At 52.1% G+C, this 16,675-nt stretch carries 17 protein-coding genes; all 17 read right to left on the bottom strand.

The window, feature by feature from the left end; all coding sequences use genetic code 11:
• Window positions 1-18: 18 nt before the first annotated feature.
• A complete protein-coding gene (gene ybeY / locus F556_RS0104105; RefSeq protein WP_020615631.1) occupies window positions 19-516 on the bottom strand; it encodes an rRNA maturation RNase YbeY in 498 nt (165 codons plus the stop codon).
• The gene (locus tag F556_RS0104110) at window positions 513-2,765 is read right to left on the bottom strand and encodes an HD family phosphohydrolase (protein ID WP_020615632.1); all 2,253 of its coding nucleotides are present in this window, start codon (window positions 2,763-2,765) and stop codon (window positions 513-515) included. The genes ybeY and F556_RS0104110 overlap by 4 nt, the downstream gene beginning before the upstream one ends.
• 17 nt (window positions 2,766-2,782) lie before the next feature.
• A complete protein-coding gene (locus tag F556_RS0104115) occupies window positions 2,783-3,754 on the bottom strand; it encodes a PhoH family protein (RefSeq protein WP_020615633.1) in 972 nt (323 codons plus the stop codon).
• 6 nt (window positions 3,755-3,760) lie between these two features.
• Window positions 3,761-4,954: a sporulation protein YqfD gene (yqfD, locus tag F556_RS0104120; protein ID WP_020615634.1), complete on the bottom strand. Its 1,194-nt coding sequence runs from the start codon at window positions 4,952-4,954 to the stop codon at window positions 3,761-3,763.
• A 12-nt stretch (window positions 4,955-4,966) separates the two neighbouring features.
• Window positions 4,967-5,245 (bottom strand): sporulation protein YqfC, encoded by a 279-nt coding sequence (gene yqfC / locus F556_RS0104125; RefSeq protein ID WP_020615635.1) that lies wholly within the window; start codon window positions 5,243-5,245, stop codon window positions 4,967-4,969.
• 148 nt (window positions 5,246-5,393) lie between these two features.
• Entirely contained in the window at window positions 5,394-5,969 is a 576-nt protein-coding gene (locus F556_RS0104130; protein WP_020615636.1) for a hypothetical protein, read from the bottom strand.
• 41 nt (window positions 5,970-6,010) lie between these two features.
• Window positions 6,011-6,994, bottom strand: a complete 984-nt coding sequence (gene floA, locus F556_RS0104135; RefSeq protein ID WP_020615637.1) for a flotillin-like protein FloA — start codon at window positions 6,992-6,994, stop codon at window positions 6,011-6,013.
• Window positions 6,995-7,049: 55 nt separating this feature from the next.
• Window positions 7,050-8,429: an NfeD family protein gene (locus F556_RS0104140; protein WP_020615638.1), complete on the bottom strand. Its 1,380-nt coding sequence runs from the start codon at window positions 8,427-8,429 to the stop codon at window positions 7,050-7,052.
• A 133-nt stretch (window positions 8,430-8,562) separates the two neighbouring features.
• Window positions 8,563-10,284: a methyl-accepting chemotaxis protein gene (locus tag F556_RS33190; protein ID WP_020615639.1), complete on the bottom strand. Its 1,722-nt coding sequence runs from the start codon at window positions 10,282-10,284 to the stop codon at window positions 8,563-8,565.
• A gap of 152 nt (window positions 10,285-10,436) precedes the next feature.
• Complete coding sequence (locus F556_RS0104150; protein WP_020615640.1) at window positions 10,437-10,880, bottom strand: GatB/YqeY domain-containing protein; 444 nt, start codon at window positions 10,878-10,880, stop codon at window positions 10,437-10,439.
• A 15-nt stretch (window positions 10,881-10,895) separates the two neighbouring features.
• Window positions 10,896-11,069 carry a 30S ribosomal protein S21 gene (rpsU, locus tag F556_RS0104155; RefSeq protein ID WP_005547957.1) on the bottom strand — a complete coding sequence of 58 codons (174 nt, stop codon included), beginning with the start codon at window positions 11,067-11,069 and terminating at the stop codon, window positions 10,896-10,898.
• Between the two features lie 116 nt (window positions 11,070-11,185).
• A complete protein-coding gene (locus tag F556_RS0104160) occupies window positions 11,186-11,533 on the bottom strand; it encodes a histidine triad nucleotide-binding protein (RefSeq protein WP_020615641.1) in 348 nt (115 codons plus the stop codon).
• Window positions 11,534-11,656: 123 nt separating this feature from the next.
• Complete coding sequence (locus F556_RS0104165) at window positions 11,657-11,962, bottom strand: hypothetical protein (protein WP_020615642.1); 306 nt, start codon at window positions 11,960-11,962, stop codon at window positions 11,657-11,659.
• Window positions 11,963-12,031: 69 nt separating this feature from the next.
• Complete coding sequence (glpK, locus tag F556_RS0104170) at window positions 12,032-13,528, bottom strand: glycerol kinase GlpK (protein WP_020615643.1); 1,497 nt, start codon at window positions 13,526-13,528, stop codon at window positions 12,032-12,034.
• An 11-nt stretch (window positions 13,529-13,539) separates the two neighbouring features.
• Complete coding sequence (locus F556_RS0104175; RefSeq protein ID WP_020615644.1) at window positions 13,540-14,106, bottom strand: glycerol-3-phosphate responsive antiterminator; 567 nt, start codon at window positions 14,104-14,106, stop codon at window positions 13,540-13,542.
• Window positions 14,027-15,775: a glycerol-3-phosphate dehydrogenase/oxidase gene (locus tag F556_RS0104180; RefSeq protein ID WP_020615645.1), complete on the bottom strand. Its 1,749-nt coding sequence runs from the start codon at window positions 15,773-15,775 to the stop codon at window positions 14,027-14,029. Before F556_RS0104180 ends, F556_RS0104175 begins: the two co-directional genes overlap by 80 nt.
• Window positions 15,776-16,009: 234 nt before the next feature.
• On the bottom strand, window positions 16,010-16,663 hold the full coding sequence (locus tag F556_RS0104185) for a hypothetical protein (protein ID WP_020615646.1): 654 nt from the start codon (window positions 16,661-16,663) through the stop codon (window positions 16,010-16,012).
• Window positions 16,664-16,675 lie beyond the last annotated feature (12 nt).

Consider the following 16,675-nt stretch of genomic DNA (forward strand, 5'->3'; position numbering starts at 1 on the left):
TTTGGACGAACCGTCGCATTACCGGCTCAGACCTGCTGCTGCGAGTACAGCTTCCTGCTTGACCGTCATGACTTGCTCGCTGTTGTCGTCCTGATGGTCATAGCCGAGCAAATGGAGAAAACCATGGACGAACAGAAAGCCGATCTCTCGTTCAAGGGAATGACCATATTCCTCGCTTTGCTCTCGTGCCCGCTCGGCGGAGATAATAATATCGCCCAGCATGTCTGTAACGAGCGACGCAGCGCCCTCCGATTCTTCATCAAAGTGGATGTCCGTCTCCTCTTCGCCTTCATCCTGCATAGCAAAGGACAGCACATCCGTCGGCCGGTCGATGCCGCGATAGTCACGGTTCAGTCGATGAATCTCTTCATTGTCAACAAAGGTTAGCGCCACCTCGCCGGAGCTCAGTCCTTCCGCTTCAGCGGCCAGCTGCAGCAGTTGCTCCAGGCGGGCAATCCATGCTTCAGGAATATCCACCTTCTCCTGCTCATTGCTCCAGTCCAGCTGCATACTCATTCGGTTCGCTCCTTTGATTTGGTGTCGTCCGGATATTCAATTCGAGAATGGAAAATCCCGATGACTGTTTCTTTCAAGGATTGTGCAATCATGTCCAGCTCTTTGAGCGTAAGATCACATTCATTGAACTGGTTATCATCCATGCGGCCTTTAATAATCTTGGCAATCATGGACTCTACCTGCTCCATAGTCGGGTTGCGCAAGCTTCGTACGGCGGCCTCCACACAGTCAGCAATGCCGACGATAGCCGCTTCCTTGGATTGCGCCTTCGGACCCGGATACCGGAAATCATCCTCGGTGAAGTCCGGCTCGACCCCTTCCGCTTCGGCGATCTTAGTCGCCTTGTGGTAAAAGTATTTCAGGAACGTCGTCCCATGGTGCTGCTCCGCAATATCGCGCAGCGGCTTCGGAATATTGTGGCTCTTCTGCATCTCCACACCATCGCGCGCGTGAGCCACAATAATTTCTTTGCTGAGCTTCGGATCCATAGAGTCATGCGGATTCTCAATATTGGTCTGGTTCTCGATAAAATAGCTTGGCCGCTTCGTCTTGCCGATATCGTGATAGAACGAACCGACCCGGCACAGCAGTCCATTTGCACCAATCGATTCGGCCGCTGCCTCCGACAGATTGCCGACCATTACGCTGTGATGATAAGTCCCCGGCGTCTCGGTCAGCAGCTTGCGCAGCAGCGGATGATTCGGGTTGGACAGCTCGACGAGCTTGAGCGCCGAGAGAATCCCGAAGGTGACCTCGAAGAAAGGCATCAGTCCGATGACGAGCACCGCAGTCAACAATCCGCTCGCAAATGCAAAACCGATCGAATACAGCAGTTCTGTCCGTGATGGCAAATCGCCGATTAGCAACAACGATAACACGGCAAGTGATCCGAACAAGCTGACCATGATTCCCGCCTTGAGAATCGTTGAACGCTGACTGGCCCTGTGAATCGAGAAAATCGCGGCAAAAGCTACTACCGTGAACACAAATCCATAATGATAATCAAAGATTTGGTCCTGTCTTACATTGAATAGAATACTGCCGATGGCAGCAAACAGAATGGAACTTATAATAGCAAGATGCGTATCCAGCAGCAGCATGATCAGCATGGCGCCCATCGCCACAGGGGCGATATACCCGACAAAGGAGGCATTCTGCGTCTGAGTCATGGCCACTACCTGCATAATCGCTAGATTCAGGAAAAAAATCAGCCATAGCATAAGTAGCTGCGCGTTGTTATACGTTGTCTTTTCCCCGTGGGCCGAAATGGTCGCTGACCGCTCCACAAACTGAAAGATGATGACCAGGAATAACGCGCACAAGAGCAGCAGCCCAAGCTGCGGCCAGTACGTCTTCTTGCTCTGCAGCAAGCCGAGCATCTGTAGCCGGTCATACAGCTCTTGGGTGATACGCTCTCCCTCACGGACAACGACATCCCCCTCCTGAATGACGACCTTAGCTGTATTCTCCTTGGCCAGTCGTCTTGCCTCGTCCGTCGCTTCCTTATCTGCAAACTTGTTCGGCATGAGGGCGAACCGGGCCAATTCCTGGACAATTTCCCGCTCGGTCCGGTTCGTGAGCGAACTGGCGTTGACCAGCTCGGCCACCTTGGTTCTGGCGGTCTCCGCTTCGCGCAGCTGTTCCGTCATCAGCTCGCGTACGATGTCACGCGTGACGTCCTGCATGGCGCGAATCCGTTCGCTGCTCAGTTGAGGCAGCTTGTAGAAGGTTTCCTCAGGAATGGTATATTCCTGATCCTTGACGATAACCAGCATCTCCTCCAGCAGAGTCTGGTTATACAGCTCTGTATTGCTGTTGGAGCGAACGAAGCGATCAACATATTGTCCGTATTTGCCGGGGATCTCCGTCCGGTAGATGTCAATCTTGTTCTGCAGCGTCACCTGATCGTCGCTATTGAGCTGATCCATCCGCTGGAAAATTTCATCCACCAGATTCTGGGCCCCCAGCGCTACTATGGTGTACTCCGTCGGTACACGTTCCGCCGCTTCCTCCTGTGCCTTAATCGTCGCCTTCTCGTCATCCATCTGACGGGAAGCCGCGATATTGCGGTCACTGACATCATTCAACTGAATGTTGTACGTCTTGGGCACCAGGTGTGGCGACAGACTAAAATAGAAAAGCAGCACGAACAGAAGCAGCAGCAGCCAGCGAACTCCCCTGCTGTGCCGCCAGCCCGCCAGCTTGGAGGATGATGAGCCCGTCCGGTTTGTTGCCTGGTTTCGGTTCATACGGCTTGCATTCCTCTCTATCTTTGGTTTTCAGCATTCTCATTGTAGGCCATAATGATCTGTTGAACCAGCGAATGACGGACGACGTCCGATTCGGAAAATTGTATGAATCCGATTTCGTTAATCCCTTGCAGGATCTTCACCGCTTCGATCAGTCCCGAGTTCTTGCCCCGCGGCAAATCGATCTGAGTCACATCACCGGTGATGACCATCTTGGAGCCAAAGCCCAGACGTGTCAGGAACATCTTCATCTGCTCCGGCGTCGTGTTCTGTGCCTCATCCAGAATGATGAACGAATCGTCGAGGGTTCTTCCGCGCATGTAGGCAAGCGGCGCTACTTCAATGAGGCCTCTTTCGAACGCTTTGGCCGACTGATCGGGCCCCATTACATCATGCAGCGCATCATAAAGCGGGCGCAGATACGGGTCAACCTTCTCTTGCAGATCGCCAGGCAGAAAGCCCAGACTCTCGCCAGCCTCAACTGCAGGCCGTGTCAGAACAATTCGCTTCACAGCGCCCTCCTTGAGAGCTGCGATCGCCAGAACTACAGCAAGATACGTCTTGCCGGTACCAGCAGGGCCAATACCGAATACGATATCTTTCTTGCGAATGGTAGAAACGTAGTAGCGTTGACCAATCGTCTTGACGCGTACAGGTTTCCCCCGGTATGTCGTCGTAATCTCGCCTTTGAACAGGTCCAGAAGCTGATCTGCCTGCATTGTACGGGAGAGCTCCAGCGCATAGGAGATATCACGCTCGGTAGGGTTGTAGCCGCCTCTCACCAGCTCCAGCAATACGTTGAACAACTGCTCCAGCGATTCTGTCTCTTCACGGGGACCCGTTACCGTAATCTCGGCTTCCCGGGAGAGAATTTTCGACTCCACCTGCTGCTCGATGAGCTTGAGGAATCTATCTTGCGGGCCGAACAACGCCTGTCCTTCTGCAGCATTGCCCAGCGGTATTTTTACGATCAAGGTTTTGTCTGTCAAAAAGCCTCATTCTCCTTGCATTTGGACTAGGGGCATCTCGGTTGTTATCGATTGTTCGACTTCAAAAAGCACTTTCATATAAACTTTACCATTCTCCGTCTTTTCATGCAAAAGGTTTTCGGCGCGAATGACGATATTAGGCCCTAATTTTGTCCATAAATCGGCTTTTGCTTGCAACAGACCGGTTGTTTTAGCTTCCTCCGGGGTCAGCTCACGCTGCAGCACTGCCGATTCACGGACCGTTTCCTTAATGCGGCCGACCGGCAGTTTAAGACCTCTCCAACTCAGCTGCTGTCGCTGCTCCACTACCTCATACTGTTCGAATTCCGGCTTGCCAAAACCGCTAATCTTCAGGCTGCGGTTCCCCAGCAGGAGACGCCATCTGCTCTCGCTTGCACCGGTATACACCTTACTGCGGTTCACCAGCGGAACCTCAACATTATAGTTATGCCATACGATTCCTCGCACCTCACCCTTGGCCACAACGGTGCGTGTGTTAGGCTCTGCTCCGATTGTGCCGGAGATGAGAATATCGCCCTTTTTGACCCGAACATCCTTTCTGACAACTGGTCTGCCGGCTTCAGCTATAATTCGCGTCACCACTGCATCCTCGGCTGCGACCAGATGACGCGGGGTGTACAGGGACGGTGGAGTGGCATTCCGGTTCTCTACCACCTCGATGGTAATCTTGGTACCCTGCTTGTCTACCCCAACCCAAGCAGCTTCTGGCAGTCGTTGAGCAAGACGCCGGGACAGCACGTCCACATCCAGCATACGAAAAGACCACTGGTACATGCGGATCCCCTCTTCTTCTGCCGCCTGAAGCACCTGTTCCTCCGTCAAGGCGACATTCCCCTTAACCTCGACATTCCAAATCATGCAGGATAACAAATACAGACCGGCCAAAAACACAAAGAGCCCTGCAGCAAAAAACTTGCGACGCTCCAGCTTGCGAAGCCAGAAAGGAAGCCCTCTGCGATTGGTGACATGCACCCTGCAGCTCGTCCGTTTCAAGTGCGGCCGCAAGCGAAAAAAATCGCTCACTGTCAGCTCGCACTCCATTTCTCCATCCTCAGTATAACGGATCGACCAGAGCCGGACTCCGGCAGCTCCCGCTTCATTGACCAGTGCAGACGGCGAACCGCCGCGGACCTTAATGGTAACTATGCCTTGCAAGGTGTGCAGCCATGAATCCCGCATCTGACTCTCCTCCTAAGCAAACATTTGAATAGCTTCAATACGTCCTTCTATAAACACTTCCTCCGTCCAGATCCCTCGGATAACGAGGTCTGCACCGCTCACCTCTAGCTCTCCCTTGCTCAGCGCCAGGCGCAACCGGTCCTGTGAAAAATGGAGGACGCCACGGTGATTTTCGATATACAGCTGGCGGTCGCCAATCATCGTCATACGGGGCAGATCAAAAACAACATCCTGGGGTAAATCCAGGAGCTCTGCAGTTAGTTTTCGAATTTTGCGGCTGAAGTGGCGCATTGGCAGTGTCTCCTCCTCCCGTACTGTACCAAACTATGCGCCCGTCAGTCGTTTTATGAGAAGTCTGTTGCCGAAAAAGAAAAACACAAAAAAAACCAGCCGACCAAGTCGACTGGTTTAAAATCCTTTGATTTAAAGCTTGCTCGTTTTAGCGAAACGGACGTTTGGCGCGCGGCGGACCAAGAATTTCGGCCCAAAGTACTGCGCTCGTCAGTTCGTTGGCGCCTGGCAGTGTCTCTCCCGGGCGAACAGGGCCAGAAGATACGGCTGCAGCCGTACGGTCACGATCACCGTTCTCTTCTTGTCTCTGTTGCTCTTCAAGCTGCCTACGCCTTTGCTCCTCACGAGCTCGACGCTGCTGTTCCCTGCGTCGCCCTTCTTCCTCTTTGTTCCTTCGTTGCTGCATTTCCTCTTCCATACGTCTGGCAGCTTCCTCAGCCAGAGACACGTCTTGTGAATTCTGGGAATCGGAAGATGGGCCGGGGTTGTGCTGCTCCACAGGTTCTGGTGTCCGCTGCTCGTACTGTTGCGCGGTCTGAGTCGTTCTTCGTTCAGGCGGTACCCGGCGTTCCCCCTGGCGATTGCCACTCCCAAAGTCAGGCATCCTGTTCGCACCCTTACCTTGTTGCTGTTGTTTCTGTCCCTTGCCAAGCAAAGAGAGCAGAAAGCCGATAATGATGATGACAAAAAACAAATTTTGGGACAAGAATTCTATGATATTCATGCTTTACCTCCCTGTGACAGGGTCATCAGATGTGAATGGCATTAGTTGTTCTTTTTGCCGTCATCTGCCGGTTTGCCAATGGAGCTGCGCATTTGCGTATCCGCTTCAATGTTCTTCATGTTCATGTAGTCCATAACACCAAGCTTGCCTTCACGCAGCGCATCGGACATTGCAAGCGGGACTTGGGATTCGGATTCCACAACCCGTGCTCTCATCTCGACGACTCTTGCTTTCATCTCTTGCTCCAAGGCTACTGCCATCGCACGACGTTCTTCTGCCTTTGCCTGTGCGATCTGTTTGTCGGCTTCTGCCTGTTCAGTTTGCAGGAAGGCCCCGATGTTTTTGCCGACGCTGACATCAGCGATATCGATGGACAGAATCTCAAATGCTGTACCAGAGTCCAAACCTTTGGAGAGGACAGTTTGTGAAATAAGATCCGGATTCTCCAGAACATCTTTGTGGGAAGCAGCTCCGCCGTTAGTACTAACGATACCTTCACCAACACGGGCAATGATTGTTTCTTCACCAGCACCACCGACAAGTCGATCGATGTTGGCACGCACCGTAACCCGCGCTTTGACCTTAACCTCGATACCGTCTTTGGCAACGGCTGAAACAACTGGTGTCTCAATCACTTTTGGATTAACACTCATCTGGACCGCGTTCAACACATCGCGGCCTGCGAGGTCAATGGCAGCGGCTCTTGCGAATTCGAGCGGAATGTTGGCGCGTTGTGCCGCGATTAATGCATTGACGACACGGTCAACATTACCGCCAGCAAGATAGTGACTCTCTAGCTGGTTTATGTTAATGCCCAGACCGGCTTTATGAGCCTTAATCATCGGATTGACGATACGCCCAGGTACAACACGCCGGAGTCGCATCGCGACGAGCGTAATAATGCCGATTCGCACGCCCGAAGACAGAGCCGCGATCCAGAGCATGACCGGGAAGAAATTGAAGAAAACGATGAGCAAGATAAAAGCGACGACACCTATTACTAGATACGTAATCATTGGATCCATTTCTACATATCCCCTCCAAATTAGATGGTATGGCAATGCTTGCCACCCTTCGTTCTTACACTATTTCTTTAACGATGACGCGAGTACCTTCAACTTTGATAACTTTAATCGGCTTATTATGAGCAATAAATTGGCCTGATGTAACAACATCAATCCGTTCATCACCGATCTGAACCGTTCCCGATGGGCGTAATGGCGTTAAGGTTACGCCTTCCATATCAAGCAGGTCCTCCCGGCTGGTTGCCGGAATGTAGCCTTCTTCTTTGGTAAGGGAATCCCTTAGGATGAATCGGTTCCAGACGCCGCGTTTTTTGAAAATTACAGCGAAGATAATCACCAATACAGTGGCAACGCCAAACGCGATGAGCAGTGAGTAAAACGCATTTGTAGAATCGTAAGCTGCTGTAATCACCCCCGCTACTAATGACCCAATCCCCAGGAATCCTAATATGCCGAAGCTCGGTATAAATAACTCGATAACCAGTAAGGCAATACCGACGACAAACAGCACGACAGATTCCAATCCTGCAAAGCCGGCGATGTAATGGGCAAAGAAATACAATCCAAAACCTGCGATACCGATAATGCCCGGTGCCCCGAAGCCGGGTACAACCAGTTCAATCGCCACACCTGCAATACCGACAATCAGCAACAGAGTACGAATGAGCGGCGATGTTAGCCACGTGGCAAGGCTCTCAGCGAACGTCAGGTCCACCTCAATGACTGTCCGCTCTTGCAGTCCCAGCCATTCCAGCGTCTCTTGTACTGAGCCAGCGATATGCTCAGCATAACCAACCGCAAGCGCCTCTTCGGAAGTCAGGGTCAGGATGTTGCCGGGACCGATGGTCATATCGAGTTCCTCGATGGTCAGCGTCATGTTAGGATCAACCATCTTCATGGCAATATTCGGATCCCGACCATTGAACTCTGCCGCAGTCTTCATCTTGCTATTCCAAAGTGAAGTTACCTTGGGATTATCAATCAGTTCCCCGGTTCCGTCCACAACCGCTGCATCACCGATGGAGCTGCTCGGCTGCATGACGATTTGATCCGCATTCAGCGCAATAAAAGCTCCAGCAGAAATTGCGTTACTTTCCACAAAAGCAACTGTAGGAATCGTACTCCCCCGAATCAGCTGCCCAATCTGATCAGCACTGTCGACCCGGCCGCCATACGTATTCAATACCAATATGATGTGTTCAGCTTCCGCTTCTTCAGCTTCTTGAAACGCTCGTTCCAGAAAAGATAACAAACCGGATTCAATGGTCTGCTTAATCGGAATGACATATACGGCAGAACCATTGGCTGCCGGTCGTTCAGCCGCAGGCTCTTCGGCCGCTGCCAGCAACGGCAGTGCCGTGCCGGCAAGCAATCCCAGCGCAAGAAGTACAAGCGGAACCCGCAACAACCATTGCCTGATTTCCTTTGTTAACACTAGACTTCCCTCCTTTATCTCTTTTCATTTCAGTATTCCCTAATACGTTAGGAATGGACGCGCGTTTCACTTTTTCGACAATCGTCTGTCAATTCCCTTTATTAAACTGTACGAACTGTACAAAAAAAGAGAACTATATCTTGAAACGGGCAATGGCCCCGTCTAGCTCTCCTACAATATCTTGGAGCTTGGCGGCAGAAGAAGCGATGCCATCCATCAGAGCCAGTTGCTCCTGCGTAGCAGCAGCCACGCTCTCTGTAGTGACAAGATTCGACTCTGCTGCAGACGCTGTTACATTCAGGGAAGCACTGATTTGTTCCGAGCCAGCCGACATTTGTTCTGCAATAGCCGAATTTTCCTGCAGCTGGCTCGTCATATCCGTAACCGCAGATGCAATCCGATGAAAGCTGTCGCTGCTTTCCTGAACCGATACACTACCCGAAGCCAGCTCTTTCACAGTCACATCCATATAGGCGGCAGCCTCGTCGATTTCCTGGCTAGTCCCTGTCACCAGTTCCTGGATATGGTCAGCAGATTCAAGCGAGCCTTCCGCGAGCTTGCGGATTTCTTGCGCAACAACCAGAAATCCTCTTCCTGCCTCCCCTGCCCTCGCGGCCTCAATGGATGCATTCAGGGAAAGGATATTCGTCTGCTTGGCAAAAGATGTGATATTGTCGGCGATTCCCGCAATCTCTTGAGAACGTCCTGCCAGGAGGCCCATGACCCGCGATAACGAATGCATGGATTGCTGAACCGTATCCATTTGCGTGACAAGTTGCTGCATCGCCTCCTTGCCGATATCTGCCTGCTGCGAGGTCATGCTAGAGAGCTCGGCGAGGTGAGCCGTGTTGCCTGCAATTCGTTCAATGCCCACGGCCATCTCCTCTACCGCTCTGGCCGTTTCAGCCGCTGCCCTGGTCTGGACTTCCGTTGACTCAGCTACCGCTTGGATATCCCGTGCCACCTGTGTAGAGGCATCCGCAGATTCCTTCGAAGAGTCAGATAAATGGTTGGCCGACTGGCCAACTACCTGGGCATGCGTTGAAATCTCAACAACGAGCCCTTTGATTCCCGCTATCATCTGGTCAAGCGACAAAGCCGTTTCTCCCAGCTCATCCTTGGTATAGTGCGTTTCGGGAGGCGCCGTCAGATCGCCTTCCGCGACCGTTCTGGTTTTGGACATGACGGTGCGGACGGTGGACATGATGCGCCGAATCATGAGAACCCCTATGATTCCAACAAGGATGACAATTCCAGCGAGAACAGCGATCAGCAGCCATTCGGTATAGGTAAGGCTTTGCTGAATTTCCGTCATTTTGTGCCTTACATGCGCATCAATATTATCTCCGATTTCATCAATGTTGGCGCGAGTCAGTGCAAATCCGCTATGGGCCAGGTCGTTAATCGCCCAGCTCTCGTCCGACAACTCTTGTTCCACCGTGGCTGCCCATCTGGCATATTGATCTGTGAATTGCTCCAATAGTAAACCGAGCGCTCGCCCGGATTCTCCGTACTGCAAGTCACTCAGCCCTTCGGACTCGATAATTGCAATGGCTGCTCCCATCCGCTCATCCACCTGGCGTTTGTTTGCTACCCATTCCTCACGTGCCGATAGCAATTGGTTATTATTCAACTGGCCAGACTCTAATCTGAGGTATGCCACATATGCCTGATACAGATCACGATCAGCATTAAGTACCAGCGTCTGCACTTCCGTACTGATTTTGTTGACTTCTTCCGTCATCACGTCATATAGCTGACGTTGTTGGTGGAGCAGGAAGGCACTTGTTGCGATGTAAAACAGAAGCGGTATAACGGAGAGTAATGCCAGTTTAAACCGGATGGATCGTTTCACAAAAATCCCTCGCTATTCGTCGTTGTATGCGGACCATGCGCTAGCGACGGATATGCCCATCAGCTTCACACTGAATGTATATATCGGTGTGTGATGAGAAAAGTATGATACTAAAAAGCACCCCCACAAGGCGGGAGTGCTTCCGTAAGTATCTATTGCAGAAATTGTTGAACCGCTTGATTTACTAGTTTACCGTCTGCGCGTCCTTTAACCTTCGGCATCAAGGCACTCATGACTTTACCCATCTCGGCTTTGGAAGAAGCTCCGGTTTCCTGGATGGTCTGCTGTACGATCACTTTGATTTCTTCTTCGGTGAGCTGCTGGGGCAGGTAAACACTAATAATATCTATTTCTGCTGCGAGATTTTCAATCAAATCTTCACGGCCGGCTTTTTGAAATTCTTGGAGGGAATCTTTACGCTGCTTGATTTCACGACTAAGAATTGCAAGCACTTCATCATCTTCGAGCGGTCGCTTCAGCTCAATCTCCTGGTTTTTGACAGCCGCGCGAAGCATCCGAATGGTGGTGAGCTTGAATTTCTCCTTGCTCTTCATCGCTTGCTTCATATCGTCGTTTAATCGTTCGTTAAGGTTCATTGTGGAAGGATCCTCCTAAAACTTTCTCTTGCGCGCAGCCTCAGACTTCTTCTTACGCTTGACGCTTGGTTTTTCATAATGCTTGCGTTTTTTGACCTCGGCCAAAACGCCGTCCTTCGCGATGGAACGCTTGAAACGACGAAGTGCAGCATCGATGGTCTCATTTTTGCGAACTTTTGTTTCAGACACCAGTTTTCCCTCCCTCCAGAACAGACCGTCCAGAACGATAACACGGATTATCAAACTTCATTATACGGGAAAGGGAAAGGCAGTGTCAACTTCCAAACCCAACTTGGCCCAGGAAATTATCTGGCTACCAAAGGACCCATGGCTTGTCCGCCCAACAGATGCACATGCAGATGGTAGACAACTTGTCCGCCTTCCTTATTGCAATTATTAATCAGGCGATATCCTGACTCTGCAATTCCGAGCTCGGCTGCAATCTCGCGCGCCGCGGCAAAGACAGCTGCAATCGTCTCTCCGTCTTCTGCAGTCACATCATTCATAGTCGGGATATGCTTCTTGGGTATAATCAGGACGTGAACCGGCGCCGCGGGCTCAATATCATGAAACGCCAGCACATGCTCGTTTTCCATTACTTTTTTCGATGGAATAGAGCCTTCGATAATTTTACAAAAAATACAATCGGACATCTTGCTTCCTCCTTTGATCTTCCTCTCACTATGCCTCTATCATAGCAGAAACACCAGTACCCTGCACCTCCGCCTGTTGGAACGCAAAGAAGCCCGAAGCATCCGCCTCGGACTCCGGAATAATCAGTAAAAAGGCAGCAGCGATAAACCAAGCAATGCAGCCAGTGGAAAAACCTGTCGGGCAAAATAACGTCTTGGATAATAGGGATAAGGATATAAAGGTGGTCTGGCAAATGGCGTACCGAAGTAAGGGTACGGAAAAAAGCCGCGCGAATCCTCCCAGCCCCCGCCGCAGGGCACCGCCAAGGCGACGCACTCATCGTCCACGTACTCGACGAAGCCGTCCGTACACCAGCCCTCCTTCGTGCGAGCTACGACATACCGGTGCATATGCTCCTGACAACGCTGCTTCATTTCTGTCTGTTCCATCCTCCCAGCTCCTTTCTTCATGCTCCATCTTATTCGGAACTGGGCAAATGGCTACTCACTGACCCAAATTTATTGGAAGGCTATAGCCGCTTGAACCGCCTTCTTCCAACCGTTATAGAGACGATCCCGTTCATCGGCATCCATAGCTGGCCCGAATGCGCGGTCCCGCTGCCAGATGGCTGAGAGCGCCGCCCTGTCAGGCCAGAAGCCCACGGCAAGACCGGCCAGAAATGCCGCGCCCATTGCCGTCGTTTCACCAATCATCGGGCGCTCTACCTCAACGCCGAGAATATCGCTCTGGAACTGCATGAGAAAATCATTGACGACCGCTCCGCCGTCAACGCGAAGTGTTTTTAGTTCAATCCCTGCATCCTGAATCATCACATCCAGCACATCTCTGCTCTGGTAGGCTAGGGACTCCACAGTGGCCCGAACAAAATGCTCTTTGGAGGTGCTTCGGGTCAAGCCGAATACTGCGCCGCGCACGTCGCTCTCCCAGTATGGCGTACCAAGGCCAACAAAGGCCGGCACGACATATACTCCCTCCGTTGAGTCCACTCTACCTATATACTCCTCGCAATCCGAAGAAGAGCGCAGCATGCGCAAGCCGTCTCTGAGCCATTGAATGGCTGAACCCGCCACGAAGACACTGCCTTCAAGCGCGTATTCTACTTTGCCATCTACACTCCAGGCAATCGTGGTCAGCAACCCATGCTCTGAACGGACCGCCTCCTGACCTGTATTCATCAGCATGAAGCATCCTGTACCATAGGTGTTCTTGACCATTCCCTTCTCAAAACAGGTCTGACCAAACAACGCGGCCTGCTGGTCTCCCGCCATCCCTGCAATTGGAACCTGGTGGCCAAAGAAGTGATGAGCAACCGTATGCCCATAAATCTCGGAGGAAGAGCGTACCTCGGGCATCATCGCCCTTGGAATATCCAACAGTTCCAGCAATTCGTCGTCCCAATTCAGCTCATGGATATTATAGACCAGGGTGCGGGACGCATTGGAGTAATCTGTCGCATGCACCTGACCGCCTGTCAGCTTCCAGAGCAGCCAGGTGTCAATCGTTCCGAAGAGCAGTTCTCCTTGTGCTGCCCGCTCCCGCGAGCCTTCGACGTGGTCCAGCAGCCACTTGATTTTGGTCCCCGAGAAATAGGGGTCAATCAACAATCCTGTCTTCTCTCGAACTACGGCTTCGCTGCCTGCCTGCTTCAGCTCTTCACAGATGGTCTGCGTCTGTCTGGATTGCCAGACGATCGCCCGGTGAATCGGGTGACCGGTATCCTTCTCCCAGACGACCGCAGTCTCGCGCTGGTTTGTGATACCGATGGCCTTAATCTGAGCCGGTGCGATCTCGGCCTTGGACAAGCAAGCCGCCATGACGCCCAGCACCGAAACCCAGATTTCATTGGCATCCTGCTCCACCCAGCCGGGCTCAGGATAATATTGAGGGATCTCTTGCTGGGCCGTACTGATGATCCGTCCCTCTTTATCGAATACGATCGCGCGGGAGCTTGTCGTCCCCTGATCAATGGAAAGAATATATTCACCTGCTGACACGGATCTTCCTCCTATCGTTCATCATTTTCAAAGTGCTGCCACAACTCCTTGCGTGATGAGGTCACGGCAACCGCTCCCGCGCGGACTGCCTCCTCGACCTCTTCCACCGTTCGGACCAAACCGCCTGCAATAACCGGAATACCTGTGCGTTCCTTGACCTCTTTGATCATATGGGGAATGACTCCAGGCAGCACTTCAATATAATCAGGCTCCGTTTTCTGAACTAATGCGTAGCTTTTCTCCAATGCATTCGTGTCCAGCATAAAGAGGCGCTGGATCGCCAAGATGCCGTTTTGTTTTGTCTTTGTTATGACGCCAGCCCGCGTTGAAATAATACCTGCCGGTTTAATCACCTGACACAGATACTCCGCTGCATCTTCATCGTTTCGGAGTCCACCGATCAGATCCGCGTGCAGCAGCGGCTGCTTGCCATGCGATTTGGCCAGCTGCACAAGCGGCTGAAGCTGGCCAATATGCGTATCTAGAATAACAATGTATTTAAAGGGTCGGGTTAGCAGCTTCTCCAGATCTTTCATGCGCCGGGCCGCCGGCAAGATGGTCTGATGTTCCAGCGTCATACGCTTCCTCCCTGTCTTCTGGGGTAACAGCTGCCCGCAGCTCTTTTTCCAATTCTGCTGCATATGCCATTTTTTGCTCCTCTGAATAGTTCAGATGGGCGGCCATGTAGTCGATCACCTTGGCCTTATGCTCATGCACCCAACGAATATCAAAGAATAAAGCACCGGTACGACGGATAAAGAAATCGACCGGCTTCACTGTCATTTCTTCCTCCATGCTATAGGCCAGCATGGCGTGTACAGAAGCCGGCATGCCATGGATCAGACCCGACTTCCCGTCCTGAAGATGGGCAAATACAGAAGACACATTGGAACCGTAGCGTTCAGATAGCATGCGTGCCTCCGTCTGGGTTAAGCCCAAGCGCTGTCCTTCAGCTGTCATTCGTTCCACAAATGTCGGGAAAGCGGCCGAACCCCCCACATCGCCTCCGGACATTGGCAGGGTACGCGTAACGCAAGCCTTCCATGAACGGCCAGTTCCGGCGGGAATCCGCTTGACGATCAGATCGATAACCTGCTCTGCCATCTTGCGGTAGCCTGTCAGCTTGCCTCCTGCGATGGTAATCATGCCCGATGGGGAAGTGAAGATCTCGTCACGCCGCGATACCTCTGAAGGCGATTTGCCCTCTTCATAGATGAGCGGTCTCAGACCGGCCCAGCTCGACTCCACGTCTTGCTCCGTTAGCTTGATACCTGGGAACATGTCATTGCAGGCAGCCAGCAGATACGAACGGTCCTCTTCTGTCATTCTTGGATGCTGCGTGTCGCCTGTGTAATCCGTGTCTGTCGTTCCTACATACGTTTTCCCTTCACGCGGGATAGCAAAAACCATTCGTTTGTCGTCTGTATCGAAGTAGACGGCCTGCCGAAGCGGAAACCGTCCACCGTCAAAGACCAAATGAACCCCTTTGGTCAGTCGCAGGGTCTTGCCCCGCTTAGAGTGGTCCTTGGCTCGTAATTGATCTACCCAAGGCCCTGTAGCATTGACTACCTGACGGGCATGCACCCGGTATTCCTTGCTGGTCGTCATATCTTTGGCAATGACCCCCACCAGCTTCCCGTTATCGTAGAGCAGCCGATCCGCCTTGGTATAGTTTACGGCAGCTGCCCCGGCATCCACTGCTTTTTTGAGCACTTCCATCGTCAGACGGGCATCGTCGGTCCGGTACTCCACGTAGGTTCCGCCGCCGAGCAAACCATTCGTTTTCAACAGCGGCTCCTTGGCGGAAGTCGAATTCACATCCAGCATCTTGCGGCGTTCATTACGCTTGACCCCTGCCAGATAATCATACAGCCGCAGTCCAAACGAGGTGGACAACGCCCCGAAGGTACCGCCTTTGTAGAACGGCAGCAGCATCCATTCCGGCGTCGTCACATGCGGTCCGTTCTCATAGACGACTGCACGCTCCTTGCCAACATCTGCTACCATTTTCACTTGGAATTGTTTCAAATAACGCAGTCCGCCATGCACCAGCTTGGTCGAACGGCTGGATGTGCCGCTGGCAAAGTCCTGCATTTCAATCAGCGCAGTCCTGAGCCCCCGTGTCTGGGCATCCAGCGCAATACCGGCACCCGTAATGCCGCCTCCTATAATCAGAATATCATATTCGCCCTTCTCCATCTGCACCAATCTGTCTTTGCGTTCCATGGCCGAAAATGTGTGATTCATATCTGAAGTCTCCCTTCGAATGTGACAAGAGGCATATAAAAAAACCACAAGACACCCAGACTGCGCCGAAGCGCAGATTGGGGGCTTGTGGTTCTCCCGATCTCCTACCCTTTATTAACTTGCTCTTATTGTATCACATTTTATACTCACCTGAAAGCCGCTTTTGATCACGAAGTGCCTCAGGATGCGAATTCGGCGTCGTCTCGGTGCTGAAAACCGGCCTCTTTAACCACGTTAGCTGTCTGTATTCGTCTCGAGTTCGGATTCTTCGACACCCTCGTATAAGCTCGTATCCGGTTCGTTCATAATGGACACCATCGCATATGCGATATCTACCCACTCGGTGTCCGTAAACATCAGAAGTGATTCCTGTTGCGTCGCACGGGTCACGTCAAAGGCGGTAATCTCCTCCAGCAGGCGTGTATACCATGATTCTACTTGAGCCAGATAGGCACGTTCGGGCCCCGTCAATTGACCTTCATGATTGCCAATGATTCGTAGCGACGCTTCAACTTCTTTCATAAACGTGAAGGCATCGCGCAGTTGGCTCGGCAGATCGCGCGGCTCTTGTTCCTGTGCGGCTACGATTAAGTCTTGTAGGCCTTGGGCGCTATTCCCGAAAGCATAGCTAAGTTCTTGCTTGGCCATTATGCGTTCTTCAAGCGAGCTACTTGCCATAAGAGTCTGGGTTTGGGACAATATCGTCTCGGCATACAGCTTGGTATCCCATGCGGCATGAATAATACGCTCCCCCGCTTCAACCCGCTCCCGTTGATCGCTATGCAGCTTCTGTGAAAACAAAAACATATTATACGTCATGCTTGCCACCAGCAGGACGACAACCACGCCCGTAAACCAGGAGCGCTTGACCGGCTGTTCCTCTTGCAACCTTACCGCCAC

This window comes from Paenibacillus daejeonensis DSM 15491, assembly GCF_000378385.1.
GTDB classification, from domain to species: Bacteria; Bacillota; Bacilli; order Paenibacillales; family Paenibacillaceae; genus Paenibacillus_D; species Paenibacillus_D daejeonensis.

Excerpts from the sequence above, each read along its gene's own strand:
- ybeY (WP_020615631.1), bottom strand. The coding sequence starts at position 516 with ATGAGTATGCAGCTGGACTGGAGCAATGAGCAGGAGAAGGTGGATATT.
- F556_RS0104110 (WP_020615632.1), bottom strand. The coding sequence starts at position 2,765 with ATGAACCGAAACCAGGCAACAAACCGGACGGGCTCATCATCCTCCAAG.
- yqfD (WP_020615634.1), bottom strand. The coding sequence starts at position 4,954 with ATGCGGGATTCATGGCTGCACACCTTGCAAGGCATAGTTACCATTAAG.
- yqfC (WP_020615635.1), bottom strand. The coding sequence starts at position 5,245 with ATGCGCCACTTCAGCCGCAAAATTCGAAAACTAACTGCAGAGCTCCTG.
- F556_RS0104130 (WP_020615636.1), bottom strand. The coding sequence starts at position 5,969 with ATGAATATCATAGAATTCTTGTCCCAAAATTTGTTTTTTGTCATCATC.
- floA (WP_020615637.1), bottom strand. The coding sequence starts at position 6,994 with ATGGATCCAATGATTACGTATCTAGTAATAGGTGTCGTCGCTTTTATC.
- F556_RS0104150 (WP_020615640.1), bottom strand. The coding sequence starts at position 10,880 with ATGAACCTTAACGAACGATTAAACGACGATATGAAGCAAGCGATGAAG.
- F556_RS0104160 (WP_020615641.1), bottom strand. The coding sequence starts at position 11,533 with ATGTCCGATTGTATTTTTTGTAAAATTATCGAAGGCTCTATTCCATCG.
- F556_RS0104165 (WP_020615642.1), bottom strand. The coding sequence starts at position 11,962 with ATGGAACAGACAGAAATGAAGCAGCGTTGTCAGGAGCATATGCACCGG.
- F556_RS0104175 (WP_020615644.1), bottom strand. The coding sequence starts at position 14,106 with ATGACGCTGGAACATCAGACCATCTTGCCGGCGGCCCGGCGCATGAAA.
- F556_RS0104180 (WP_020615645.1), bottom strand. The coding sequence starts at position 15,775 with ATGAATCACACATTTTCGGCCATGGAACGCAAAGACAGATTGGTGCAG.